The organism is Streptomyces lincolnensis (assembly GCF_001685355.1).
In the GTDB taxonomy this organism is placed as follows: Bacteria; Actinomycetota; Actinomycetes; order Streptomycetales; family Streptomycetaceae; genus Streptomyces; species Streptomyces lincolnensis.
Genome location: NZ_CP016438.1, coordinates 7,453,873 through 7,478,305, shown reverse-complemented (window position 1 = coordinate 7,478,305; position 24,433 = coordinate 7,453,873). Strand labels below are relative to the sequence as shown.

Below are 24,433 nucleotides of genomic sequence, written 5' to 3'. Positions count from 1 at the left end.
CACGCTTCACGTTGTGGAACACTGGTCTAGACAACCCTGAACACCGAAGGGCAGCATCACATGGCTGAGCGCCGCGTCAACGTCGGCTGGGCCGAGGGCCTCCACGCCCGCCCCGCTTCCATCTTCGTCCGGGCCGCCACGGCCGCAGGTATCCCGGTGACGATCGCCAAGGCCGACGGCAACCCCGTCAACGCGGCCTCCATGCTGGCCGTTCTCGGCCTGGGCGCCCAGGGCGGCGAGGAGATCGTCCTCGCCTCCGACGCCGAGGGCGCGGACGTGGCCCTCGACCGTCTGGCGAAGCTGGTCTCCGAGGGGCTTGAGGAGCTCCCCGAGACCGTCTGACCAGCTGGACCGGCTGAAACGGCTGGATCGGCTGGATCGGCTGAGGAAAGACGCCGTACCGCAGCACCGAAGGGCTCGTCCGAATTATCGGGCGGGCCCTTCGCATTTCCCGTTCACGGGCAGCCGCTTTCCCGCTCACGGGCAGCAGATATTCCGTTCACGGGCAGCAGAAGTAATCCCCCGCGAATTACCTGCTCTTTGTATACGGCGCCCGTGTTAATGCCGCAGGCCGGACATGTTTACGGGATGTTGCGAGTTCCTCACACGCTCCGCGCGGTCCGGGCCGGAGGCGAACCGCAGGCGGTGCGCGGCCGTCGAGCGTTCGGTGTGCAGGGCCGTGATCGCGCGTGCGCGGTCCCCGTCGCCGCGCGCCACCGCGTCCACGATCGCGCCGTGCTCCGCCCAGGACTCCACGGGATCGGCCGGTGCCTCCACCGTGTGCATCCAGGCGATCTTGTGCCGCAGCTGGGTGAGCATCGAGGACATCGCGGGGCTGCCGGAGGCCTGGGCGAGCGTCTCGTGGAACCAGCCGCCCAGCGAGCGCAGGTCGTCGCTGTTGCCGCGCCTGGCCCGCTCCTGGCCGAGCCGGACCAGGCCCCGCAGCACCTTCAGATGGGCCTCGGTGCGCCGCTGGGCGGCCCGGGAGGCGGCGAGCGGTTCCAGGAGCAGGCGCATCTCCAGCAGGTCGGCGCCCTCCTGCTCGGTGGGTTCCGCGACGCACGCGCCCGCGTGCCGCCGGGTCACCACGAAGCCCTCCGCCTCCAGCGTGCGCAGGGCCTCCCGGACGGGGACGCGCGAGACGCCGTAGCGACGCGCGAGCAGTTCCTCGGTGAGCCGGCTGCCGCGCTCGTAGACACCCGCGACGATGTCGTCCCGGATCGCCGTGCATACCGAGTGCGCCGGAATACGCATGACCGACCTCCGCTTTAATCCCCGTGAAACGTCGACGATGGACGCGTGTTCCGTGACTCTATTGCAATCAGCGGGAATTTCCGACGGCGGACCGGAATCCATGGATATTTTTTGGACAGACGGCCCCCGGAAACGGCGAAAGCCCCGGCTCGGGGAGCCGGGGCCTCGGGGTTGTGCCGTCCGTCGTCAGACGTTCACGCCGTGCGAGCGGAGGTAGGCGACGGGGTCGATGTCCGAGCCGTACTCGGCGCTGGTGCGGGCCTCGAAGTGCAGGTGCGCGCCGGTGACGTTGCCGGTGGCGCCGGAGAGGCCTATCTGCTGACCCGGGGTGACTGTCTGGCCCACCGAGACGGCGAGGGACGACAGGTGGCCGTACTGGGTGTAGGTGCCGTCGTTCATCCTGATCACGATGTTGTTGCCGTACGACCCTCCCCAGCCGGCCTCGACGACGGTGCCGGAGCCGACCGCGTGGACCGCGGTGCCGCTCGCGGCGTGGAAGTCGACGCCGGTGTGGCTGCCGGAGGACCAGACGGCACCGCCGGCCTTGTAGCCGGTCGAGATGTACGAGCCGGAGATCGGGGTGACATAGCGGTTGAGGCGCTCGCGCTCGGCGGCGGCGCGGGCGGCGCGCTCCTCGGCCTTGCGGGCCTCGCGCTCCTTCTCGGCCTTCTCGGCCGCCTTCTTGCGGGCGACCTCCTCGGCCTTCTTGCGCGCGGCCTCCTCGGCGGCCTGCTTCTGGGCGTCGGCCTGGGCGTCGATCTGTTCGGCGACGGAGTCGCCGAGGGTGACGACGGGGATGAGACCGGTCTGCTCGGCGGCGGGTTCGGCGGCGAGCGCGGGGGCGGCCAGGGTGCCGATGACGCCGGTGGTGGTGAGCGCGGCGACGCTCGCCGCCCGGGCGGTGGTGCGCTTCGTCCGACTGGGACGACGGTGCTTCCCGGTGGCGCAGATGAACGCCATGGAGTGGCTGGTCCTTTCCTTCCCTCTCGCCTACCGGGTTAGCTGACGGGTTCGGAGCAGGAAGGTCTCCTACGGACCCCCTCGCGGTGCGCGGGCGTCCGATTCACCCCAGGGACTTGGTGTGGGTCCCCGGCTCCCCTGGCTTGCGCCGTACGGGGACTCGGCGATGACTGTCCGGTGCCGCGGATGCGGCGCGGTGCCTGACGGACAGCCCGGAAGACGCTAAGCGGGGCGGGTTTCAATCCCCAAACAGATCACGGGTTTTGTAGCGCATGCCACAGGGCAGACAGGCAACCTCTCCCCTAATTCGGACATACGGGGGCCCTGGCGACCCATCAGTCACCAGGGCCCGCGCGCGTGCGTCTCTACTCAGCCGTCACGACCTTGACCTCGCCGATGCCGAGGGCCTCGACGGGTGCCTTGATCTCGGCCGCGTCACCGACGAGGACCGTCACCAGGCGGTCGACCGGGAAGGCGCTCACGACGGCCGCGGTGGCCTCGACGGTGCCGGTCGCGGCGAGCTGCTGGTACAGCGTCGCCTGGAAGTCGTCCGGCAGGTGCTGCTCGACCTGGTCGGCCAGCGTGCCGGCGACGGCGGCCGCCGTCTCGTACTTCAGCGGGGCCACGCCGACCAGGTTCTGCACGGCGACGTCGCGCTCGGCGTCGGTCAGCCCCTGAGCCGCGAGCGTGCGCAGCACGGTCCACAGGTCGTCGAGGGCCGGGCCGGTGTTCGGGGTGTCGACGGAGCCGCTGATGGCGAGCATCGCGGCACCCGAGCCGTCCGGTGCCGAGCGCAGGACCTGCCCGAACGCCCGCACGCCGTAGGTGTAGCCCTTCTCCTCGCGCAGGACGCGGTCCAGGCGGGAGGTCAGGGTGCCGCCCAGGCAGTACGTGCCGAGCACCTGCGCGGGCCACACGCGCGCGTGCCGGTCCGGGCCGATACGGCCGATCAGCAGCTGCGTCTGGACGGCTCCGGGACGGTCCACGATGACGACCCGGCCGGTGTCGTCGGCGGTCACCGGCGGCACGGGCCGCGGCTGGGCCGAGGAGCCGGTCCAGGCGCCGAGGGTCTCACCGAGCAGCGCGTCGAGGTCGATGCCGGTGAGGTCGCCGACCACGACGACGGTGGCGGTGGCCGGGCGGACGTGCTTGTCGTAGAAGCCGCGGACGGCCGTGGAGTCGATGGCCGTGACCGTCTCCTCGGTGCCCTGGCGCGGCCGGGACATGCGCGAGGTCGCCGGGAACAGCTCCCTGGAGAGCTCCTTGGCCGCGCGGCGGCCCGGGTTGGCCAGCTCGTGCGGGATCTCGTCGAGGCGGTTGCGGACCAGCCGCTCGACCTCGCTGTCGGCGAACGCGGGCGCCCTGAGGGCGTCGGCGAGCAGACCGAGGCCCTTGGTCAGCCGCGACACGGGCACTTCGAGGCTCAGCCGGACACCGGGGTGGTCGGCGTGCGCGTCGAGGGTGGCACCGCAGCGCTCCAGCTCGGCGGCGAACTCCTCGGCGTCGTGCTTGTCGGTGCCCTCGGAGAAGGCGCGCGCCATGATCGTGGCGACGCCGTCCAGGCCGGCCGGTTCGGCCTCCAGGGGGGCGTCCAGGAGCACCTCGACGGCGACGACCTGCTGGCCGGGGCGGTGGCAGCGCAGGACCGTCAGGCCGTTGCCGAGCGTCCCGCGCTCGGGGGCGGGGAAGGCCCAGACCTTGGGCTCGCCCGCCTGCGGCTGGGGGTGGAAGTCCATCGTGGCGAGCTCGGTCACTTGGCCGCCTCCTCGTTCTCGTCGGTGGCTTCCACGGTCGCCGCGGATTCCGGGTCGTCGGCGCCCTCGGCGTCCTCGGCGCTCTGGGCGATCTCGGTCGGGGCGGTCGGCTCGTAGACGAGGACCCCGCGGTTGTCGGGGCGCAGGCGGGCCTTGGCGACCTCCTGGACCTCCTCGGCCGTCACGTCCAGGACGCGCCCGACGGCGGTGAGGGCGAGCTGCGGGTCGCCGAACAGCACTGCGTAGCGGCACAGTTCGTCGGCTCGGCCCGCGACCGTGCCGAGCCGGTCCAGCCACTCGCGCTCCAACTGGGCCTGGGCGCGCTCCATCTCCTCGGCCGTGGGGCCTTCGGCGGCGAACCGGGCGAGTTCCTCGTCGATCGCGGCCTCGATGACCGGCACCTCGACGTCGCCGGACGTCTTCACGTCCAGCCAGCCCAGGGAGGGCGCCCCGGCCAGCCGCAGCAGACCGAACCCGGCCGCGACCGCCGTACGGTCGCGGCGGACCAGCCGGTTGTAGATGCGGGAGGACTCGCCGCCGCCGAGGATGGTGAGCGCCAGATCGGCCGCGTCGCACGCGCGCGTACCGTCGTGCGGCAGCCGGTAGGCAGCCATCAACGCGCGCGCGGGGACCTCTTCCTCCACGACCTCGCGGAGCTGCTCCCCGATGACCTCGGGCAGCGAGCCGTCACGCGGCGCGGGCTTGCCGTCGTGGGAGGTGATGGAACCGAAGTACTTCTCGACCCAGGCGAGCGTCTGCTCCGGGTCGATGTCGCCGACGACCGACAGCACGGCGTTGTTGGGCGCGTAGTACGTGCGGAAGAACGCGCGCGCGTCCTCCAGGGTGGCCGCGTCCAGGTCGGCCATCGAACCGATCGGGGTGTGGTGGTAGGGGTGGCCCTCCGGGTAGGCGAGGGCGGTGAGCTTCTCGAACGCGGTGCCGTAGGGGACGTTGTCGTAGCGCTGCCGGCGCTCGTTCTTGACGACGTCCCGCTGGTTCTCCATCGACTCGTCGTCCAGGGCGGCGAGCAGGGAGCCCATGCGGTCGGCCTCCAGCCAGAGGGCGAGCTCCAGCTGGTGGGTGGGCATGGTCTCGAAGTAGTTGGTGCGCTCGAAGCTGGTGGTGCCGTTGAGCGAGCCGCCGGCGCCCTGGACGAGCTCGAAGTGGCCGTTGCCCTTGACCTGTCCGGAGCCCTGGAACATCAGGTGCTCGAAAAGGTGAGCCAGGCCGGTACGTCCCTTGACCTCGTGGCGCGAGCCGACGTCGTACCAGAGGCACACCGCCGCGACCGGGGTCAGGTGGTCCTCGGAGAGCACCACCCGCAGCCCGTTGGCCAGGCGGTGCTCGGTCGCTGTCAGGCCCCCGGTGCCTGCCTGGTCTGTGGCCGTGTGACCCATGGGCATGTACGTCCCTTCAATGGCTGACGCGGTCGTCGAAACCGCGGTTTTCCTGCCGGTCCTGCCACTGTATGCAAGCGTGCGGAGGCTCGGCGAAGTTCCCGGAGCACGTACGCCCACAGCGGATCGCGTAGCCTGCGGGCAATCGTGAGGGAGGCACTGTGCCGCGCCGGGCCGGGCGGCTCAGCCGGGTCCTGGCCCGGACTGTCAGTGCCGCGGTCCACAATGGTCCGCGTCAGATCCCGTTCACGCTTCAGCAAGAGTGAGCCAAAGGGCCGACGTGAGCGACCCGTAGGCGAGCGACCAGAAAAGAGGAGCCGGCAGCGATGGCCCGCCGCAGCACGAAGACCCCGCCGCCCGACGACTCGTACGAGGAGCGGATCCTCGACATCGACGTCGTGGACGAGATGAAGGGTTCGTACCTCGAGTACGCGTACTCGGTCATCTACTCCCGCGCCCTGCCGGACGCCCGCGACGGTCTCAAGCCGGTGCACCGCCGCATCGTCTACCAGATGAACGAGATGGGCCTGCGCCCCGACCGCGGCTATGTGAAGTGCGCCCGTGTCGTCGGCGAGGTCATGGGTAAGTTGCACCCGCACGGCGACGCGTCGATCTACGACGCCCTGGTGCGCATGGCCCAGCCGTTCTCGATGCGCGTCCCGCTGGTCGACGGCCACGGCAACTTCGGCTCCCTGGGCAACGACGACCCGCCGGCCGCCATGCGGTACACCGAGTGCCGCGCCGCCGAGGCCGCGAGCCTGATGACGGAGTCCATCGACGAGGACACGGTCGACTTCGCGCCCAACTACGACGGCCAGGAGCAGGAGCCGGGCGCGCTGCCCGCCGCCTTCCCGAACCTGCTGGTGAACGGCGCCTCCGGCATCGCGGTCGGCATGGCCACCAACATGCCGCCGCACAACCTCTCCGAGGTCATCGCGGCCGCCCGCCATCTGATCCGCTACCCGAACGCGGATCTGGACGCCCTGATGAAGCACATCCCGGGCCCCGACCTGCCCACCGGCGGCCGTATCGTCGGCCTCACCGGCATCCGGGACGCCTACGAGACGGGCCGCGGCACCTTCAAGATCCGCGCCACGGTGTCGGTGGAGAACGTCAGCGCGCGCCGCAAGGGCCTGGTCGTCACCGAACTGCCCTTCACGGTCGGCCCGGAGAAGGTGATCGCCAAGATCAAGGACCTGGTCGGCTCGAAGAAGCTCCAGGGCATCGCGGACGTCAAGGACCTCACCGACCGGGCGCACGGCCTGCGCCTGGTCATCGAGATCAAGAACGGCTTCGTACCCGAGGCCGTCCTGGAGCAGCTCTACAAGCTGACCCCGATGGAGGAGTCCTTCGGCGTCAACAACGTCGCGCTGGTGGACGGTCAGCCCCTCACCCTCGGCCTCAAGGAGCTCCTGGAGGTCTATCTCGACCACCGCTTCGAGGTCGTGCGGCGCCGCAGCGAGTTCCGCCGCGGCAAGAAGCGCGACCGGCTGCACCTGGTCGAGGGTCTGCTCACCGCCCTGGTCGACATCGACGAGGTCATCCGTCTGATCCGCTCCAGCGACAACTCCGCGCAGGCCAAGGAGCGCCTGATCGAGCGCTTCTCGCTGAGCGACATCCAGACGCAGTACATCCTGGACACGCCCCTGCGGCGCCTCACCAGGTTCGACCGCATCGAGCTGGAGTCGGAGAAGGACAGGCTCAACGCGGAGATCGCCGAGCTGACCCGGATCCTCGACTCGGACACCGAGCTGCGCAAGCTGGTCTCCGCCGAACTGGCCGCGGTGGCCAAGAAGTTCGGCGCCCCGCGGCGTACGGTCCTGCTGGACGCGGCGGGCCTGCCGACCGCGGCCGTCCCCCTCCAGGTGGCGGACGACCCGTGCCGGGTCCTGCTGTCCTCGACGGGCCTGCTGGCCCGTACGGCGAACGGCGAGCCGTTCCCGGAGGACAGCGACGGCAAGCGTGCCAAGCACGACGTGATCGTCTCGGCGGTACCGGCCACGGCACGCGGCGAGATCGGCGTGGTGACGTCCCTGGGACGCCTGCTCCGGGTGAACGTCGTGGACCTGCCCCAGCTCCCGGAGACGACGGCCGCGCCGAACCTGTCCGGTGGTGCCCCGGTGTCGGAGTTCGTCTCCCTGGAGGGCGAGGAGACGGTGGCGTGTCTGACCACGCTCGACGAGTCCTCCCCGGGCCTCGCGCTCGGCACCGAGCAGGGCATCGTCAAGCGGGTCGTCCCCGACTACCCGTCCAACAAGGAGGAGCTGGAGGTCATCACCCTCAAGGAGGGTGACCGCATCGTCGGCGCCGTCGAGCTGCGCACCGGCGAGGAGGACCTGGTCTTCATCACGGACGACGCCCAACTGCTGCGCTTCCAGGCGTCCCAGGTCAGGCCCCAGGGCCGTCCGGCCGGTGGCGTGGCCGGTATCAAGCTCACCGACGGCGCGAAGGTCATCTCCTTCACCGCGGTGGATCCGGCGGTGGACGCGGTCGTCTTCACGGTCGCGGGCTCGCGCGGCACCCTCGACGACTCCGTCCAGACGACGGCCAAGCTGACCCCGTTCGACCAGTACCCGCGCAAGGGCCGCGCCACAGGCGGCGTACGGTGCCAGCGCTTCCTGAAGGGCGAGGACTGTCTCTCCCTGGCCTGGGCGGGCCCCGTCCCCGCGCGCGCGGCCCAGAAGACCGGCACCCCGGCCGACCTCCCGGAGATGGACCCGCGCCGCGACGGCTCGGGCGTGTCCCTGGCGAAGACGGTGTCGGTGGTGGCGGGACCGGTCTAAGCCTCCGGGTCCCCCTCGCCGGGATCCTGTACGTACCTCAGGACGCCCCACATACCGTGCTCGTCGGCGGTGTGCGGGGCGTCGCTCTTGCACGCCTCCAGCTCCTTGCCGAGCGCGGGCGCGTCGATGCCGGAGCCGATGAGCACGAGCTGGGTGAGGCGGGCGTCGGCGGCCGTCCAGGGCTCCGGGTAGAACCGGAGGAACCGGCCGACGGCGTGGACGGCGTACCGGTTCCGCGGATCGTGCGCCCCGAAGTCGACGTACCCCTTGATGCGGTAGAGCCCCTCGGGCCTGCTGTCGAGGAACCCCATCAACCGACGCGGGTCGAGGGGGACTTCGGAGGTGAAGGAGAGGGAGTCGTAGGCGGTGTGCAGGTGACCGGAGTGGTGGTCGCGCCGGTCATGATCGTGTGACTCGTGCGCGTCGTGTGGCTGTGGCTGTGACTCGTGCAGGTCGTCGAAGGACAACTGCCCGATGCGCTCCTCGCTCGGGCGGCAGTCGAAGAGGAACTCGGGGTCGATGCGGCCGTAGGTGGCGGGGACGACGGCGGCCCGGTCGACGAGTTCACCGACCTGCCCGAGCACACGTCCGCCGTCGCCCGAACGGTCGAGCTTGTTGACCACCACGAGGTCGGCGAGGGCGAGATGCCGGTCGATCTCGGGATGCATCGCGCGGGTCGCGTCGAACTCGGCGGCGTCGACGACCTCGATCAGTCCGCCGTACACCACACCCGGATGGTCACTGGCGAGCAGCATGCGCACCAGTTCCTCGGGCTCGGCGAGACCGCTGGCCTCGATGACGATGACGTCGATGCCGGTGTCGGGGCGGGCCAGCCGCTCCAGATAGACGTCGAGTTCACTCGTGTCCACCGCACAGCACAGGCACCCGTTGCCGAGGGAGACGGTGGAGTCGCCGAGCGCGCCGGCGACCGCCATCGCGTCGATCTCGATGGCACCGAAGTCGTTGACGATGGCGCCGATACGGCTGCCGCCGCTGCGATGGAGGAGATGGTTCAGAAGCGTGGTCTTACCGGAACCCAGGAATCCGGCCAGGACGACCACCGGGATCTGCTGCCGACTCCGACTCAACGCGCTCCCTCTCTCACGCCACCGCGTGCGCCGGTCCGTCGCCTTGCGCACGTACGAGGATTGAATGCGCACCCAGGATACGAGCCGGAAGAATCCCCGCCGAGTGAACGATTGTTAGCAACACTTGCGGGGCAGACGTTGGTCAAGGCGCCGGTCCGTGCGACCCTCACATCCCTCCGTGCGCCTCCTCTCCGCCTCCCCCGCCGATCAGAGCCGCTCGGCACCCTGGGAGACGGCAAGCGCCGCCCACCGCTCGCCGGTCCCCTACAGTCGACCCGCACCCCGACGACCGGCGGACGGCCGCCTGATTCGGGGGTTGACATGGCCACACAGAAACGTGCAACACGGGGATGGGGGGCGATCACAGCGGCAGGCCTTGGCCTGGCGACCGGAGCCCTCGCGCTCCTGACCGCACAGCGTCAGGCCATCGACTCACTGCGCGTGCGCGTGGAACACCTGGAGCAGGCCGCACAGGCTCAGCGCGAAACCAACATCGCCCAGCAGCAGCGCCTGCACTGGGAGCTGCTGAGCAAGGCCATGGACGACCCCGAACTCGCCGAGGTGCTGGACACCTACGAGGAGGCCGTCTCCGCCAAGAAGCAGCGCCAGTACCTGTTCGCCAACGCCCTCTACACCAATGCCCTCTGCTACTACCGCATCGGCAACATCAGCCGCGAGGAATTCTTCGGATTTGCCCGAGGCATCCTGCAGAATCCCATCTTCAGGGAGTACTGGCGGGTCACTCGCCCTCATCGGGCCACGTTGATCGATACATCCGAAGAGGCGGAACTCGGACGATTGGTTGACGACCTGCTGCGTCAACTCGAGGAAGCAGACAGCGACGAGTGGTGGGTCGTGGGCGAGCCCCCAGCCGACTAGCACCGACTCCGCATCGCCGTCCGACGTGAAGTTTCGTCCACCGATGTGCCATTCCGAGTGCATCACACCGTCGGGCGATAACGAACTGGCAAATTCACGCGTTTCCCCTGATGCCAACAGGGTTGACTGCTCCGCGATCGCGTTAAGGGTCGACCCCCGTTGAACCGTCGCTCCATGCCGCCCGGTCGTCGAGGTAGCAGCCCCACAGGGTCGCATCGCACCGCGCAGCGCGCAGGCGCCCAGACCTTGAGACCAAGGGGAACTTGAACAGTGATTCAGATCGTCCGTCGGCTCGGCACTTCTCCGAGAGCTCGCGGAAGCGTGTCCGGACAGAATTGCCCAGATATCTTCGAGTTGGCTGATGGTAACTTCGCCGTTATCGGAACCGACGCCACGAACGGGTTGGATGCACACCTTCCGACCGGTACGCCCCTAACCAAGGACGACCGCATCGTCGTAGTCACACGTGAAACCCTGATTCACGCCAAGACCGACATTCCTCTTGGCGCCGGAAGCTCTCGCACACCCGTTTCCCTGCTCCGCGCAGGGGACTCACAGGTCGACGGTTCCAGGGCAGCACTCAAGCCCGCAAACAGGGGAGGCCAACAGCAGGTGGAAGTGGAAATCGTACGGCGGCTCGGCAAGGCGCCCCGGCAACGCCGGTCATCGCCGAGCGTGAACGCAGGAACCTGCCCGGACATCTTCGAACTCAGCGATGGCAACTTCGCCATCATCGGCACGGAAGCCACGGAAGCACTCGACGGGCAACTGCCCGCCGACGCTTCCCGCGCCGACTACGAGCGCATCGTCGTCATCAGCCGGGAGACCCTGATCGAGGCGAAGAAGGACATCCCCGATGCCTGATCACGTCGTCCGCTGACACGCACCATCCCGGGCTCGGTACCAGGCGGTGCCGAGCCCTTGCATGTCGGAAGCGGACGCGACAGGCATGTGCGTCCAAGCCCTCAGGCAAGCTCCGGCACCGCCACCGGCGCCCCCGGCCCCACATACCGAGCCACCGGCCTGATGATCTTCGGGTCCGCCGCCTGTTCCAGGATGTTGGCGCTCCAGCCCACCACCCGCCCCGCGGCGAACGTCGGGGTGAACATCTCGCGGGGCAGCCCGCAGAGCTCCATGACGACGCCGGCGTAGAACTCGACGTTGGCGTGGAGCTCCCGACCGGGCTTCAGCTCGGCGAGGATGCGCTCGACGCGGCGCTCGACCTCGACGGCGAAGGCGACGCGCGGACCACCGAAACGCTCGGCGATCTCCCGCAGCATCCGGGAGCGGGGATCCTCGGTCCGGTAGATCGCGTGACCGAAACCCATGATGCGCTCACCGGCCAGCACCCGCTCACGAATCCAGGAGTCGATGCGATCGGGCGTGCCGATCGCGTCCAGGGTGTCCAGCGCCCGACTGGGAGCACCACCGTGCAACGGCCCGGACAAGGCCCCCACCGCCCCGACGAGACAGGCCGCCACATCCGCCCCCGTCGACGTGATGACCCGCGCCGCAAAGGTTGATGCATTGAATCCGTGATCAATAGTTGAGATCAAGTATTGCTCGATGGCCCGAGCCCGCTGCGCATCGGGTTCTGCCCCCGTGAGCATGTACAGGTAATTCGCGGCGTACGACAGATCCTCCCGCGGCTCCACAGGCTCCAGCCCCTGGCCCAGCCGATGCAGCGCCGTCAGGAGCGTCGGTACGGCCGCGGCGGCGACCAGCGCGTCCTGGCGCCGCCGGTCCGCATCGAGGTCGTAGACAGGACGGAATCCCTTCGCCGCACCCAGCAGCGACAACGCCGTACGCATCCCCGCAAGCGGCCCGGAGCCCGCACCCGCCCTGGCGATGGCGGGCAGGGCGGCCGACACTTCGATGGGCAGCCGACGCAGCGCGGCGGTCTCGGCGGCGAAGGCGGCGGCACGTTCGGCGTCCGGCAGCTCACCGTGGACGAGCAGATGCCAGACGTCCTCGAACCCTCGCGTCCGGGCGAGGTCGACGGCCGAGTACTGGCGGTAGTGGTAGAACCCCTCGACTCCTCGCACGTCCCCGATCTCGGTGTCGGTGACGACGACCCCCGCGAGCCCTCGCGGCACCTCGACGAGGGCACCTGCCGTCCTGCTGACGGACCTGCTGACGGACCTGTTGGCAGACATGATTCTCCCTGGACTTTCCCCTTGAACTTGATTCGACTGTCCATGGTTGACTAGATCACTGTCAATATTGATTAATCAATACACGCTAATCAACATGACGAGCTGCGGATACGGTGACCTCTTATGCGCGATCACGAACCCCGCCCCGACCTCGCCGAACAGCGGCTGACCACCAAGGAGGCCGCCGAACTGCTGGGCGTGAAACCCGAGACCGTGTACGCCTACGTGAGCCGCGGCCAGCTCTCCAGCCGTCGCGTGTCCGGCGGCAGGGGCAGCACCTTCGACACCAAGGAGGTGGAGGCGCTCGCCCGGCGCAACAGGCGTGAGAGCGGCGGGAGTTCAGGAACCGGCGGCGAGCCCGCCGTACGAACCCGCCTCACCCTCATCGACACCGACCGGTACTACTTCCGGGGCGTCGACGCGACCGAGCTGGCCGCACGGCACTCCTACGAAGAGGTCGCCGAGTGGCTGTGGACGGGCCGGATGCGCCCTGGCGCCACGTTCACGGCATCCGATGCCGCCGTCACCGTCGCCCGCCGGGCCGTCGACGCACTGCCCGAACACACCGCGCCCACCGACCGGTTGCGGGTCGCGGCGATCGCCGCCGCGGTCGCGGACCCGCTCCGCTTCGACCTGTCGGAGGAGGCCGTGCTCGGCACGGCGCGCGTCCTCATCCCCACCCTGGTCGCCGCTCTCCCGCCCGTGCGGCACGACCACCGTGAGGGCGGCCCGCTGGCCCATCGGTTGTGGACCAGGCTCAGCGGCCGGCACGCCGACGACGCGTCCCTGCGCGCCCTGGACACGGCGCTCGCCCTACTCGTCGACCATGACCTGGCGGCCTCCACGCTCGCCGTGCGCGTCGCCGCCTCGGCCCGTGCGCACGCCTACGCGGCCGTCTCCACCGGGCTCGGTGTGCTGGAGGGTCCCCTGCACGGGGCCGCCAGCGGCCTGGCCCACAAGCTCCTGCTCGACGTACTGGACCAGGGCGACGCGGCCCCCGTGATCGCGGACGAGCTGCGGGCCGGGCGGCGCATTCCCGGACTGGGACACCGGCTGTACCCCGGCGAGGACCCACGCGCGCGTGCCCTGTTCGCCCTGCTGGAGGAGATCCCGCGCGCCGAGCCCGCCCTCCTGGCGGCCCGCGACATCGTCGCGACCACCGCGCGCCACGCCCCCCTCCACGCCAACGTCGACCTGGCGCTCGCCGTGCTCACGGCCTCCTCCGGCATGCCCGCCACGGCGGGTGAGACGATCTTCGCCGTGGCCCGTACGGCGGGCTGGATCGCCCACGCCCTGGAGGAGTACGGCGAGCGCCCGCTCCGGATGCGCCCGAGCGGTCACTACGTGGGTCCGCGGCCGCCCCAGCCACTGCCCGAGTAGGACACCTGGCTCTCCGGAAGTCGCCCTGGCTCAAGTCAGGTTAGGCTCACCTCTGTGAGTATGTGCTCAACAGTCTCCCGGGACCTCGACGAGCCCATTTCCGGGACCGCGGCTGCGGCGACGACCTGGCTGCTCCTGGAGCAGCCCGGTCCCTGGGGTGCCAAGGCGCTCACTTCGAGCCACCTGGACCCCGTGCTGGGCCGCGCCCTGGAAGCGGCCACGATGGGCACGGGCGTCCGCGTGGCACTCATCCGCCGTCCCGGGCGTCACGCCGACAGCGGCACCCCGGAGGCCCGGAAGGTGTACGCGGCCCACACAGTGCCGGGGAACGTGTGGCTGCGGACCGCCACCACCCGCGACCCGCACCGGCTCCTCGACGTCGACTTCGCCGCGCTCGGCCGGGGTGACCACCACAGCTTCGACGCGGCGCTCGACGGGCAGCCCCACACCGGCTCTCCGCTCGCGCTGGTGTGCACCAACGGCAAGCGCGACCGCTGCTGCGCCCTCCTGGGCCGCCCTCTCGCCGCCGAGCTGGCCGCCTCCGGCGTCGAGGGCGTTTGGGAGGTCACCCATCTGGGTGGTCACCGCTTCTCGCCGACCTTGCTCGTACTGCCGTACGGATACGCCTACGGCCGGGCCGAGGCACATGCCGTCAAGCAAGTCCTGCACAGCGTCCAGGAGGGACGCATCGTGGTCGAGGGGTGCCGCGGCAACTCCGCCTGGGAGCGGCCCGGTCAGGCGGCCGAGCTGGCCGTGCGCACGGCGGCGCGTGAGTACACCGCGGAGGCCCTCACCGTCGTCCGCACGGAGGGCGCCGCACCACTCTGGGAGGTGACCGTCGCCCACGTCGACGGACGCCGCTGGCGGGTCTCGGTGTCCCAGGAGGCCGGTCTGCCGCCCCGCCCGGAGAGCTGCGGGACGTCGGTCCTCGGCTCGCCCGCCCGGATGGACGTGGTGGCGGTACGCCGGCTGCCGGCGACCGCGGCACTGGTGAGCTGACGGAGCCGCCCGCACCGGGCGCGGGCGGCCTCGGCGGTCCACCGATCGGCCTCACCTCTTGATCAAGACATTGATCAAGAGATCCACACCACACCCCCTGCGGCGGCTCCCGCACACCCACGTACCGTCATGGGTATGAGCCGCCCCACTCCCCTCGTCCGCCGCCTGCGTCTCGGGCTGCCGCGGCGGGTGTTCTCGCAGGTGCTGCTGATGCAGCTGGCGATCGCCGCGGGAGTCGCGGTGCTCGCGACCGGGCTGTTCCTCGCGCCGCTCAGCGACCAGCTGGACGACCAGGCGATGCGCCGCGCCCTGGCGATCGCGCAGACCACCGCGGCCCGGCCTCGGCTGGCCGATGAGGTGAAGGACACGCCTCCACTGGCCGACGGCCCCGTCCAGCGGCAGGCCGAGCAGATCCGCAGGGCCACCCACGCCGAGTACATCGTGGTCATGGACTGGCGGGGCGTGCGCTGGTCGCACCCCACCCGCAGCGAGGTCGGCAGGACCGTCTCGACCGACCCCGGACAGGCCCTGGCCGGCAAGGAGGTCATGCAGATCGACAGCGGCACCCTGGGCCGCACCGCCCGGGGCAAGGTGCCCCTGCGCGACAGCGACGGCGAGATCGTGGGCGCGGTCTCGGTCGGTATCGCGTACGACAGCGTGCGGGCGCGGCTGATCCACGCGATCCCCGGACTGTTCGCATACGCCGGCGGCGCCCTCGCCGTAGGCGCGCTGGCCGCCTGGCTCATCTCCCGCCGGGTCCAGCGCCAGACCCGTGACCTGGCCTTCTCGGACATCTCGGGGCTGCTCGCCGAACGTGAGGCCATGCTGCACGGCATCCGGGAGGGCGTCGTGGCCCTGGATCGCGCCGGCCGCGTCCGCCTGCTCAACGACGAGGCGCAGCGGCTGCTGGGCATCGGCGACGAGGTCGTGGGCCGGTCTCCTGAGGAGGCGCTCGGCGAGGGCCGTACCGCCGACGTCCTGACGGGCCGGGTGACGGGCACCGATCTGCTCACCGTGCGCGGCCAGCGGGTGCTGGTCGCCAACCGCATGCCCACCGACGACGGAGGCGCCGTCGCCACCCTTCGCGACCGCACCGAACTGGAACAGCTGGGCCGGGAGCTCGACTCCACGCGCGGCCTGATCGACGCCCTGCGGGCCCAGGACCACGAGCACGCCAACCGCATGCACACGCTCCTCGGGCTGCTCGAACTGGAGATGTACGACGACGCCGTCGAGTTCGTCGGAGAGGTGGTCGGTGACCATCGCGCCACCGCGGAACAGGTCACCGAGAAGATCGAGGACCCGCTGATCGCCGCGCTGCTGGTCGGCAAGGCGACCGTCGCGGCCGAGCGCGGAGTGGCGCTGTGGGTCTCCGACCGGACCCGGCTGCCGGACCGGCTGGTCGATCCCGGCGGGCTCGTCACGATCCTCGGCAACCTGGTCGACAACGCGCTGGACGCGGCCGCCGGCTCGCCGCACGCGCGCGTGGAGGTCGAACTGCGCACGGAGGGCCGCACCGCCGTGCTCAGAGTGCGCGACACGGGGCCGGGAATCCCGGTCGAGCACCGGGAGTTGATCTTCACCGAGGGATGGTCCACCAAGAAGCCCCCGGCGCACCGGGAACGCGGTATCGGACTCTCCCTGGTGCGCAGGCTCGCCGAACGGCAAGGTGGCAGCGCGACGGTCGGCGAGGCGGGCGGCGGAGGCGCGGAGTTCACCGTCGTCCTGCCCGACGTCCTGGCGGAGCCGGGCCCGGAGCCCGCACTCACCGCATCGCAGGCCGCAGGGGCCGCCACCGAGGAGGAGTCGTGATGATCGAGGTCCTGGTCGTGGACGACGACATCCGGGTCGCCCGGGTCAATGCCGCCTACGTCGAGAAGGTGCCGGGCTTCCACGTGGCCGGCGAGGCCCACAACGCTGCCCAGGCCCTGGACCGGCTGGCGACGCTGCCGCACGTGGACCTGGTGCTCATGGACCACTATCTGCCCGACGAGACGGGCCTCTCGGTCGTCCAGGAGATGCGCCGCCGCGGCCACCAAACCGACGTGATCATGGTGACGGCCGCCCGGGACGTGACGACCGTTCAGGCGGCGATGCGGCACGGCGCCGTTCAGTACCTGGTCAAGCCCTTCGCCTTCGCGGGCCTGCGCGCCAAGCTGGAGGCCTACGCCCAGCTGCGCCGCACGATCGACGACGGCGGAGAGGCGGAACAGGCCGAGGTGGACCGCATCTTCGGCGCGCTGTCCGCGTCCTCGGAGCCCGAACTGCCCAAAGGGCACTCCCCCACCACCGCGGAGCTCGTCCGCCGGTCCCTGATGAACGCCGAGGGCCCCCTCTCGGCCCAGGAGATCGCCGAACGGACCGGCGTGAGCCGCCAGACGGCCCAGCGCTATCTGAAACTCCTGGAACGCACGGGACGGGCCAGACTGACCCTCAAGTACGGCGACGCGGGTCGCCCGGAACACCGTTACGTGTGGGCGACCCGCGCCTGAGGACACGGCCCGTGGGGGCGGGGGAAGGAACCGTGCCCGCCTTACATACGGATGCGAAGCCCGGAGATGTCACTCCCACCCACCACATGCGTCCCGCACCACCGAGTCCCGTACGACGATGAGGCCGCCGCCCCTCACACCGCGCCCGCCCCTGTCAGCGAGCGCACCTCGGTCTCCGCGTGCTTGGCCTCGTCGGGCAGTTCCGCCGAGGTGACCGTCCCCAGCCAGCCCGCGACGAAGCCGAGCGGGATCGACACGAGCCCGGGGTTCTGCAACGGGAAGTACTGGAAGTCGACCCCGGGAAACAGCGATTCGGGGCTGCCCGAGACCACCGGGGACAGCGCCACGAGCACCACCGCCGGCACCAGCCCGCCGTACACCGACCACACGGCACCGCGTGTCGTGAACCCACGCCAGAACAGCGAGTAGAGCAGCACCGGCAGATTGGCGGACGCGGCGACGGCGAAGGCGAGGCCCACGAGGAACGCGACGTTGAGATCCCGGGCCAGGAGGCCCAGGGCGATCGCCACCACCCCGATACCGACCGCCGCGGTGCGCGCCACCGCCACCTCGCTGCGCGGCTTGGCACGCCGACGGCGCAACGAGGCGTACAGGTCATGGGCCACGGACGCCGAGGAGGCGAGCGTGATCCCGGCGACCACAGCGAGGATCGTGGCGAAGGCCACGGCGGCGACCACCGCGAAGAGAACCGTTCCTCCGGTGGAGTCCGCGCCCCCGCCCAGATCGAGCGCCAGCAGCGGAACCGCCGTGTTCCCCGCCGCGTTCGACCCGCGTACGGCGTCAGGTCCCACGATGGCCGCCGCGCCGAACCCGAGGACGATCGTCATCAGGTAGAAGCCACCGATGAGCCCGATCGCCCAGACGACCGAACGCCGTGCCGCCCGTGCGGTGGGAACCGTGTAGAAGCGGGACAGGATGTGCGGCAGCCCGGCCGTTCCCAGAACCAGCGCGAGGCCCAGGCTGATGAAGTCGAAACGCGCGGTCCAGTCCCCGCCGTACTTCAGACCCGGCGCAAGGAACGACTCGCCGTGACCGCTGCGCTCGGCCGCGGTGAGCAGCAGTTGGTCGAAGTCGCCGTGGAAGCGCACCAGGACGAGCACGGTGAGCGTGACGGTGCCGCTCAGCAGCAGGACCGCCTTGACGATCTGGATCCAGGTGGTGGCCCGCATCCCTCCCAGCGACACATAGATCACCATGAGCGCACCGACCCCGATGACGGTCCAGGACTGGGCCGCCTCGCTGGTGCCTCCCAGCAGCAGCGCGACCAGGCTGCCCGCCCCCACCATCTGCGCCACCAGATACAGAACGGACACGACCACCGAGGAAGTTCCCGCCGCGATTCGCACCGGGCGCTCCCTCATCCGCGCCGCGACGACGTCGGCGAGCGTGAACCGTCCGCAGTTGCGTACGAGTTCGGCGACCAGGAACAGCACCACCAGCCAGGCCACGAGGAAGCCCACCGAGTACAGCAACCCGTCGTAGCCGAACAGCGCGATGAGGCCGGAGATACCGAGGAAGGAGGCGGCCGACATGTAGTCGCCCGCGATGGCAAAACCATTCTCCATCGGGGAGAAGAGCCGACCGCCGGCATAGAACTCCTCGGCCGAACCCCGCCGGTGCCGGCCCACCCACGTTGTGATGGCCAGCGTGACGGCCACGAACGCGCTGAACAGCATCAACGCCAGGGTCTGATGGTTTCCCGTCACGACGTGCCGCCCCGGATGCCACGCGTCAGTTCCTGGGTGTCCCACCGCAGTTCGAGCGCGGCCCGATCCCGGCGCAGCCGCGCGTGCCGGGCATACGCCCAGGTGAGCAGGAAGGTCGTCAGGAACTGTCCGAGGCCCGCCAGCATCGCCACGTTCACGGCGCCCGCCACGGGCCGCGCCATCAGACCGGGTGCGGTCGTGGCGGTCACGACATAGGCCAGGTACCAGGCGAAGAACCCGATGCCCGCAGGGATCACGAACCTTCGGTACCGGCTGCGCACCTCCTGGAACGCGGCGCTGCGCTGCACCTCCAGGTACACGTCGGCGGCGGCCGCGGCCGGAGACTCCCGCTCCTGGCGTGCCGACAGACTCTCGGGCCCGCTCTCGGCCACGCCGTCCGACTCGCCCCAGCCGGAGGCGAGCGCGTCGTACCAGGGATCGTCGTAGCGCACGTTCCCGGTGTTTCCGACCGCGTCGGCGAAGGGCGGATCCTGACCGTCGTGGTTGCCGAACGAACGCTCGACCCCACCCCCGCCACCGCGCGGGCGACCGTTGCTTGACTGCATGCCCAAGGATGGACAGAACGGGAAGATCCCCGACTCTTCTTCTCCGTGCTCTTCACCCCATCAGGTGACTCAGCCCGTGGGCGGCCGCACCAGGCCCTTCGCGTATGCGTAACGCACAGCCTGAGCCCGGTCCTTGAGTCCCGTCTTCGCGAACAGATTGTTGATGTGGGTCTTCACGGTCGCGGTGGAGACATGCAGCTCGCGAGCGATCTCCTGGTTGCTGAGCCCTTCGGCGATCAGCACCAGCACCTCGATCTCCCGCGCGGTCAGCCCGTCCGGCGCCTCGTCGGGCGCCGCGGGCTGCGGCTCGTCGTCCGACAGACGCTCCAACAAGCGCCGTTGGATGCTCGGCGACAGCCCCGCGTCCCCCGACAGCACGCTCCGGACCGCCCGCACGATCTCCTCGCCGCTCGCGTCCTTGGTGAGATAGCCCCGGGCCCCCGCTCTCAACGCCGGGAACAACGACTCGTCGTCCGCGAAGGTCGTGAGCACCACGACCTGCGTCCCGGGATGCTCCGCCCGGATACGCCGGGTCGCCTCCACTCCGTCGCAACGCGGCATGCGCAGGTCCATCAGCACCACGTCCGGGGCGAGTTCGGCGACGAGCTTCACGGCCTCGTCCCCGTCTGCCGCGGATCCCACGACCTCGATTCCCGGCAGCAGACCCAGCAGCATGACGATGCCCTCGCGGACCACGGTCTGGTCGTCCGCCACCACCACCCGAGCGAGCTTCTGCTCCGCCCCTTCCGTCATACGGGCACCTTCAGCGCCACCACGAACCCCTCCTCCTCCGGCCCGGCCTCCAACGAGCCGCCCAGCAGCTCCGCACGCTCCCGCATGCCCAGCAGACCGTACCCGGCGCCGGACCCGCCGAGTTCGCCCGGTGAACCTCCCGAGTCCCGCACGACCAGGCTCACTTGGCTCTCGCCGTACTCCAGCAGCACCCGCACCTTGGCCCCGGGCGCGTGCTTGCGGACGTTGGTCAGAGCTTCCTGTGCGACCCTCCGCACCGCCTGCGACGCCTCCACCGACAGAGGTCTGCGCTCACCCGTAATGGTGGCCTCGGCGCCATCGGCCGCGCTGACCAGCTGCTTCAGGAAGTCCTCCAGCGGGGTCAGTTCCCCACGCAGCGCCGACAGTGCCTGCCGGGTCTCGGCGAGACCGTCACTGGCCATGCCCCGGGCCGCCACCACCCGTTCGAGGATCTGGTCCCGGTCGGCATCCCGCTCTATCAGCAGCCGCGCGGCCTCCAGGTGCACGAGCTGCGCGGAGAGGCTGTGTGCCAGCACGTCATGGATCTCCCGAGCGATGCGGGCGCGTTCCGCGAGGGCCGCCCACTCCGCCTCGGCCTTCCGCGCGGCCCTCTCCTGGACGAGCAGCCGCTGGGCGCTGCCGCGGGCCTCGGCGTCGAGCCGTAGGACGTACCCGGCAAGGGCGAGCCCTATGGCCGTGGCCGCGGTGGTCAGCCAGACGTCGTCGTTGACCGCTGCGTACAGCGCGAGGGCGAGCGCGGTCACCGGCAGGGCGGCGGCGAGGGGCAGCCGCTCCAGGGCGGTGACCGCGCAGCCGCACCAGAGGAGGAGGGCGCCGAGCCGGAAGTCGGCCGTCTGAGCGGTGGCCGCGATCACCATGATCACGCCGAAGAGAGCGAGGGAGGGCCAGAGCCGGTGCGCGAAGGTGGTGCGGTAGAGGGCCCACGCGGCGATCACGGCGAGGAGGACGCCGGCCGCCACCCCGAGCATGCCCCAGCCGCGCACATGACTGCTGGTGAACGCGCTGTAGAAGAGCATGGCGAGCACCCCTGCCCGCACCACCCGGCCGAGCAGGCGTCGGGGGCCCGAGGTCTCCGCCCGCCCGAGCGCCTCCCGGGAGGGCCATCGTGTCCAGGCGTTCTCCGTCACACACGTTCCTTCCCCGCGGACCGGAACTTGGGGTCACCGTACGCCGGGGGCCGTGCGGCGGCAGGGCCCGTGGACTGTGCGCGCCGGACGAGGATCCCCGAGCGGACCAGCAGCGTGGCCGCCAGGGCGAGCAGCAGGGCGGAGGAGTCCTGGTGGACGCCGAGCGCCGCCCCGAGCGCGAAGAGACCGACCCGCAGTCCGATGCCGACGGCCCAGACGATCGCGGTCGCCCTGGTGCCTTTGCTCCACACCGCACCATCGGATTCCGCCCATATCCGGGTCGTCCAGCCCCAGCCGGCTCCGACCGCGAGGCCGGTCAGCAGTTCCGCGGCGAGCAGGGTGACCGACGCGACGTGGTGCCGGGCGTCCACCAGCCCCGGCTCGCGGAGTGCCACCACAGCCAGGATCACGGGCAGCAGCCACCAGCGCCGCCCGGTGTCGATCCGGCTTGCGCGGAACTGGCGGGCAATCACCACAACGGCCACGGCCACGATCAACAACGCATCGACGAGCCCCGACATCACAGCCTCCGAGGGCGAAGAAGGGTCTGCCGGCAGCGGATGCCGCCGACACCTTCGACGCTACGGAAACTCGCAGGTCAGCAGATCGGAGCAGGGGTGGATCATGGGTGGACCCGCACACAGGAGGGTCTCCACCCGTGGGTGGACCCTCAGACGCCAGACATGGCCTCGCAGCCGCACATGGCCCCGCAGCCGCCGACGACGAGAACTGGAGAGGCCGAGGCCGGGAGGAACCCCGGCCTCGGCCTCGGCCCAGCGCAGTGTCACGCGTCGATACGCGACCGATCCAGCGTCGCCGCCGAACCGGAGATGAACTCCTTGCGCGGCGCCACGTCGTTGCCCATCAGCAGATCGAAGACCCGCTCGGCGGACTCCAGGTCGGCGAGGTTGATCCGGCGCAGAGTCCGGTGACGCGGGTCCATCGTCGTCTCGGCCAGCTGGTCGGCGTCCATCTCGCCCAGACCCTTGTACCGCTGGATCGAGTCCTTGTACCGGACTCCCTTGCTCTGGAACTCCATCAGCTTCTCGCGCAGCTCACGGTCCGAGTACGTGTACACGTACTTGTCCTGGCCCTTCTTCGGCTGGACCAGCTCGATGCGGTGCAGCGGAGGCACCGCGGCGAACACACGGCCGGCCTCGACCATGGGCCGCATGTAGCGCTGGAACAGCGTCAGCAGAAGGCACCGGATGTGGGAGCCGTCGACATCGGCGTCGGTCATCATGATGATCTTGCCGTAGCGAGCCGCGTCGATGTCGAACGTGCGGCCGGACCCGGCCCCTATGACCTGGATGATCGCGCCGCACTCGACGTTCTTCAGCATGTCCGTGACGGACGACTTCTGGACGTTGAGAATCTTTCCGCGGATCGGCAGCAGTGCCTGGAACTCGGAGTTCCGGGCGAGCTTCGCCGTGCCGAGCGCGGAGTCCCCCTCGACGATGAACAGCTCACTGCGGTCGACATCGTCGCTCCGGCAGTCGGCGAGCTTGGCGGGCAGCGACGAGGACTCCAGGGCCGTCTTCCGGCGCTGCGCGTCCTTGTGCTGGCGGGCGGCGATCCGGGTCCGGGCGGCGGCGACGGCCTTCTCCAGGATCACTCGGGCCTGGGCTGCCGCGTCCCGCTTCGTGGACGTGAGGTACGCCTTGAGCTCCTTGGCGATCACGGTGTTCACGATGCGGCGGGCCGCCGACGTACCGAGGACCTCCTTGGTCTGCCCCTCGAACTGCGGCTCGGCCAGTCGCACGGTGACGACCGCGGTGAGGCCTTCGAGCGCGTCGTCCTTGACGATGTCGCCCTCGGCCACACGTAGCAGCTTCTTGGTGCGCAGGACCTCGTTGAGCGTGCTGGTCACGGCCGTCTCGAAGCCCGCGACGTGCGTGCCGCCCTTGGGGGTGGCGATGATGTTCACGAACGACTTCAGGGTCGTGTCGTAGCCCGTGCCCCACCGCATCGCGACATCGACGTCGAGCTCGCGGGTGACCTGGGTGGGGGTCATCTGACCGTGCTCGTCCAGGACCGGGACGGTCTCCTTGAAGGATCCCTGGCCGGAGAAGCGGAGGACGTCGTTGACCGGCTTGTCGGTGGCCAGGTACTCGCAGAACTCGCTGATGCCGCCGTCGAAGCGGAAGGACTCCTCTCCCTTGCTTCCGCCCTCGCCGAGGCCGTACTCGTCGCGGACGACGATGGTCAGGCCGGGCACCAGGAACGCGGTCTGGCGGGCACGCTGGTGGAGGTTCTCCAAGGAGAGCTTGGCGTCCTTGAGGAAGATCTGGCGGTCGGCCCAGTACCGCACGCGGGTGCCGGTGCGGGTCTTGGGGATCTTCTTGGCCTTGCGCAGACCGCTGGCGGCCTCGAACTTGGCGTCGGACCCGTTCCCCGCGAAGGCGCCCGGCACACCGCGCCGGAAGCTGATCGCGTGCGTGTGGCCGTTGCGGTCCACCTCGATGTCCAGCCGGGCCGACAGGGCGTTGACCACAGAGGCGCCCACGCCGTGCAGACCGCCGGAGGCCGCGTACGAGCCGCCGCCGAACTTACCGCCGGCGTGCAGCTTGGTCATGACGACCTCGACGCCGGAGAGGCCGGTCTTGGGCTCGACGTCGACCGGGATGCCGCGGCCGTTGTCGCGGACCTCGACCGAGGCGTCGTCGTGCAGGATCACCTCGATGTGGTCGCCATATCCGCCCAGGGCCTCGTCGACGGAGTTGTCGATGATCTCCCACAGGCAGTGCATCAGGCCGCGACTGTCGGTCGACCCGATGTACATGCCCGGGCGCTTGCGCACGGCTTCGAGCCCCTCAAGGACGAGCAGGTGCCGCGCGGTGTAGTTGGAACCGTCCCGGTCTGCTCCTGCCAGCAGCGCTGTGGACGGCACGGACGTCTCGGCGGTCACGCGGTTCGCTCCTCGCTGAATTTCAGGTGGCGCCCTGATGGGTAAGGGCGCGGCTTCGGTCGCCGCTCAGAGGGTACCGAGGCCTGGTAGAGCCGTTGTAACGCCACCCTCGTCTGAACTCACAGTAGTCCAGAGTCGCATACATGTTCGATCCCTCGATGGAGTGAAGTACATATCACGTTCCCTTCC

General features: G+C 70.2%; 20 protein-coding genes and 1 riboswitch. Of the genes, 8 read left to right on the top strand and 12 right to left on the bottom strand.

All coding sequences use genetic code 11. From position 1 onward, the window contains the following. Window positions 1-60 precede the first annotated feature (60 nt). Window positions 61-342 carry an HPr family phosphocarrier protein gene (locus tag SLINC_RS33255; RefSeq protein WP_067441040.1) on the top strand — a complete coding sequence of 94 codons (282 nt, stop codon included), beginning with the start codon at window positions 61-63 and terminating at the stop codon, window positions 340-342. 216 nt (window positions 343-558) lie between these two features. Here the strand turns inward: SLINC_RS33255 and SLINC_RS33250 are convergent, their stop codons facing one another. From SLINC_RS33250 to SLINC_RS33235, 4 genes are all read right to left on the bottom strand, one after another. Further along, window positions 559-1,254 carry a GntR family transcriptional regulator gene (locus SLINC_RS33250; RefSeq protein ID WP_067441037.1) on the bottom strand — a complete coding sequence of 232 codons (696 nt, stop codon included), beginning with the start codon at window positions 1,252-1,254 and terminating at the stop codon, window positions 559-561. Between the two features lie 186 nt (window positions 1,255-1,440). Then, window positions 1,441-2,214, bottom strand: a complete 774-nt coding sequence (locus SLINC_RS33245; RefSeq protein WP_067441034.1) for a M23 family metallopeptidase — start codon at window positions 2,212-2,214, stop codon at window positions 1,441-1,443. 12 nt (window positions 2,215-2,226) lie between these two features. After that, window positions 2,227-2,390: riboswitch (cyclic di-AMP (ydaO/yuaA leader) on the bottom strand. A gap of 189 nt (window positions 2,391-2,579) precedes the next feature. Next, window positions 2,580-3,968 carry a M16 family metallopeptidase gene (locus tag SLINC_RS33240; RefSeq protein WP_067441031.1) on the bottom strand — a complete coding sequence of 463 codons (1,389 nt, stop codon included), beginning with the start codon at window positions 3,966-3,968 and terminating at the stop codon, window positions 2,580-2,582. After that, window positions 3,965-5,365, bottom strand: a complete 1,401-nt coding sequence (locus SLINC_RS33235; RefSeq protein ID WP_079164858.1) for a M16 family metallopeptidase — start codon at window positions 5,363-5,365, stop codon at window positions 3,965-3,967. Before SLINC_RS33235 ends, SLINC_RS33240 begins: the two co-directional genes overlap by 4 nt. Window positions 5,366-5,691: 326 nt before the next feature. On the opposite strand from SLINC_RS33235, the gene SLINC_RS33230 reads away from it, so the two are divergent. After that, a complete protein-coding gene (locus SLINC_RS33230) occupies window positions 5,692-8,148 on the top strand; it encodes a DNA gyrase/topoisomerase IV subunit A (protein WP_067441025.1) in 2,457 nt (818 codons plus the stop codon). On the opposite strand, the gene SLINC_RS33225 is transcribed toward SLINC_RS33230, so the two are convergent. Beyond that, window positions 8,145-9,236 carry a CobW family GTP-binding protein gene (locus tag SLINC_RS33225; RefSeq protein ID WP_182449229.1) on the bottom strand — a complete coding sequence of 364 codons (1,092 nt, stop codon included), beginning with the start codon at window positions 9,234-9,236 and terminating at the stop codon, window positions 8,145-8,147. The genes SLINC_RS33230 and SLINC_RS33225 overlap by 4 nt on opposite strands. Before the next feature lie 321 nt (window positions 9,237-9,557). Between SLINC_RS33225 and SLINC_RS33220 the strand changes: the two genes are divergently transcribed. Both SLINC_RS33220 and SLINC_RS33215 read left to right on the top strand, forming a co-directional pair. Further along, window positions 9,558-10,115, top strand: a complete 558-nt coding sequence (locus tag SLINC_RS33220; protein WP_067441019.1) for a DUF6082 family protein — start codon at window positions 9,558-9,560, stop codon at window positions 10,113-10,115. A 618-nt stretch (window positions 10,116-10,733) separates the two neighbouring features. After that, the gene (locus SLINC_RS33215) at window positions 10,734-10,979 is read left to right on the top strand and encodes a hypothetical protein (RefSeq protein WP_067445954.1); all 246 of its coding nucleotides are present in this window, start codon (window positions 10,734-10,736) and stop codon (window positions 10,977-10,979) included. A 101-nt stretch (window positions 10,980-11,080) separates the two neighbouring features. Here SLINC_RS33215 and SLINC_RS33210 read toward each other — a convergent pair whose 3' ends face one another. Then, window positions 11,081-12,271 carry a citrate synthase/methylcitrate synthase gene (locus SLINC_RS33210; protein ID WP_067441016.1) on the bottom strand — a complete coding sequence of 397 codons (1,191 nt, stop codon included), beginning with the start codon at window positions 12,269-12,271 and terminating at the stop codon, window positions 11,081-11,083. Between the two features lie 123 nt (window positions 12,272-12,394). Here SLINC_RS33210 and SLINC_RS33205 point away from each other — a divergent pair, with 123 nt between their 5' ends. From SLINC_RS33205 to SLINC_RS33190, 4 genes are all read left to right on the top strand, one after another. Beyond that, window positions 12,395-13,651 (top strand): citrate synthase, encoded by a 1,257-nt coding sequence (locus SLINC_RS33205; protein ID WP_067441014.1) that lies wholly within the window; start codon window positions 12,395-12,397, stop codon window positions 13,649-13,651. A 54-nt stretch (window positions 13,652-13,705) separates the two neighbouring features. Beyond that, window positions 13,706-14,650: a sucrase ferredoxin gene (locus SLINC_RS33200; RefSeq protein WP_067441011.1), complete on the top strand. Its 945-nt coding sequence runs from the start codon at window positions 13,706-13,708 to the stop codon at window positions 14,648-14,650. Between the two features lie 129 nt (window positions 14,651-14,779). Beyond that, the gene (locus SLINC_RS33195) at window positions 14,780-16,462 is read left to right on the top strand and encodes a sensor histidine kinase (protein WP_067441007.1); all 1,683 of its coding nucleotides are present in this window, start codon (window positions 14,780-14,782) and stop codon (window positions 16,460-16,462) included. Beyond that, window positions 16,462-17,142 (top strand): response regulator, encoded by a 681-nt coding sequence (locus SLINC_RS33190; RefSeq protein WP_067441003.1) that lies wholly within the window; start codon window positions 16,462-16,464, stop codon window positions 17,140-17,142. The genes SLINC_RS33195 and SLINC_RS33190 overlap by 1 nt, the downstream gene beginning before the upstream one ends. Window positions 17,143-17,276: 134 nt before the next feature. On the opposite strand, the gene SLINC_RS33185 is transcribed toward SLINC_RS33190, so the two are convergent. The 6 genes from SLINC_RS33185 to SLINC_RS33160 form a co-directional block, all read right to left on the bottom strand. After that, window positions 17,277-18,869 (bottom strand): solute symporter family protein, encoded by a 1,593-nt coding sequence (locus SLINC_RS33185; protein WP_067440999.1) that lies wholly within the window; start codon window positions 18,867-18,869, stop codon window positions 17,277-17,279. Beyond that, on the bottom strand, window positions 18,866-19,435 hold the full coding sequence (locus tag SLINC_RS33180; protein ID WP_067440996.1) for a DUF485 domain-containing protein: 570 nt from the start codon (window positions 19,433-19,435) through the stop codon (window positions 18,866-18,868). Before SLINC_RS33180 ends, SLINC_RS33185 begins: the two co-directional genes overlap by 4 nt. Before the next feature lie 69 nt (window positions 19,436-19,504). Next, window positions 19,505-20,188, bottom strand: coding sequence for a response regulator transcription factor (locus tag SLINC_RS33175; RefSeq protein WP_067440992.1), 684 nt, complete (start codon window positions 20,186-20,188; stop codon window positions 19,505-19,507). Beyond that, window positions 20,185-21,336 (bottom strand): sensor histidine kinase, encoded by a 1,152-nt coding sequence (locus SLINC_RS33170; protein ID WP_067440990.1) that lies wholly within the window; start codon window positions 21,334-21,336, stop codon window positions 20,185-20,187. Before SLINC_RS33170 ends, SLINC_RS33175 begins: the two co-directional genes overlap by 4 nt. Next, window positions 21,333-21,857, bottom strand: a complete 525-nt coding sequence (locus SLINC_RS33165) for a DUF1453 family protein (RefSeq protein WP_067440987.1) — start codon at window positions 21,855-21,857, stop codon at window positions 21,333-21,335. Before SLINC_RS33165 ends, SLINC_RS33170 begins: the two co-directional genes overlap by 4 nt. Before the next feature lie 263 nt (window positions 21,858-22,120). After that, window positions 22,121-24,244: a DNA gyrase/topoisomerase IV subunit B gene (locus SLINC_RS33160; protein WP_067440983.1), complete on the bottom strand. Its 2,124-nt coding sequence runs from the start codon at window positions 24,242-24,244 to the stop codon at window positions 22,121-22,123. Window positions 24,245-24,433 lie beyond the last annotated feature (189 nt).

What these genes read in the sequence shown, in the direction of transcription:
- SLINC_RS33255 (WP_067441040.1), top strand. Translation starts at nt 61, where the DNA reads ATGGCTGAGCGCCGCGTCAACGTCGGCTGGGCCGAGGGCCTCCACGCC.
- SLINC_RS33250 (WP_067441037.1), bottom strand. Translation starts at nt 1,254, where the DNA reads ATGCGTATTCCGGCGCACTCGGTATGCACGGCGATCCGGGACGACATC.
- SLINC_RS33245 (WP_067441034.1), bottom strand. Translation starts at nt 2,214, where the DNA reads ATGGCGTTCATCTGCGCCACCGGGAAGCACCGTCGTCCCAGTCGGACG.
- SLINC_RS33235 (WP_079164858.1), bottom strand. Translation starts at nt 5,365, where the DNA reads ATGGGTCACACGGCCACAGACCAGGCAGGCACCGGGGGCCTGACAGCG.
- SLINC_RS33230 (WP_067441025.1), top strand. Translation starts at nt 5,692, where the DNA reads ATGGCCCGCCGCAGCACGAAGACCCCGCCGCCCGACGACTCGTACGAG.
- SLINC_RS33220 (WP_067441019.1), top strand. Translation starts at nt 9,558, where the DNA reads ATGGCCACACAGAAACGTGCAACACGGGGATGGGGGGCGATCACAGCG.
- SLINC_RS33210 (WP_067441016.1), bottom strand. Translation starts at nt 12,271, where the DNA reads ATGTCTGCCAACAGGTCCGTCAGCAGGTCCGTCAGCAGGACGGCAGGT.
- SLINC_RS33205 (WP_067441014.1), top strand. Translation starts at nt 12,395, where the DNA reads ATGCGCGATCACGAACCCCGCCCCGACCTCGCCGAACAGCGGCTGACC.
- SLINC_RS33195 (WP_067441007.1), top strand. Translation starts at nt 14,780, where the DNA reads ATGGGTATGAGCCGCCCCACTCCCCTCGTCCGCCGCCTGCGTCTCGGG.
- SLINC_RS33190 (WP_067441003.1), top strand. Translation starts at nt 16,462, where the DNA reads ATGATCGAGGTCCTGGTCGTGGACGACGACATCCGGGTCGCCCGGGTC.
- SLINC_RS33180 (WP_067440996.1), bottom strand. Translation starts at nt 19,435, where the DNA reads ATGCAGTCAAGCAACGGTCGCCCGCGCGGTGGCGGGGGTGGGGTCGAG.
- SLINC_RS33175 (WP_067440992.1), bottom strand. Translation starts at nt 20,188, where the DNA reads ATGACGGAAGGGGCGGAGCAGAAGCTCGCTCGGGTGGTGGTGGCGGAC.
- SLINC_RS33165 (WP_067440987.1), bottom strand. Translation starts at nt 21,857, where the DNA reads ATGTCGGGGCTCGTCGATGCGTTGTTGATCGTGGCCGTGGCCGTTGTG.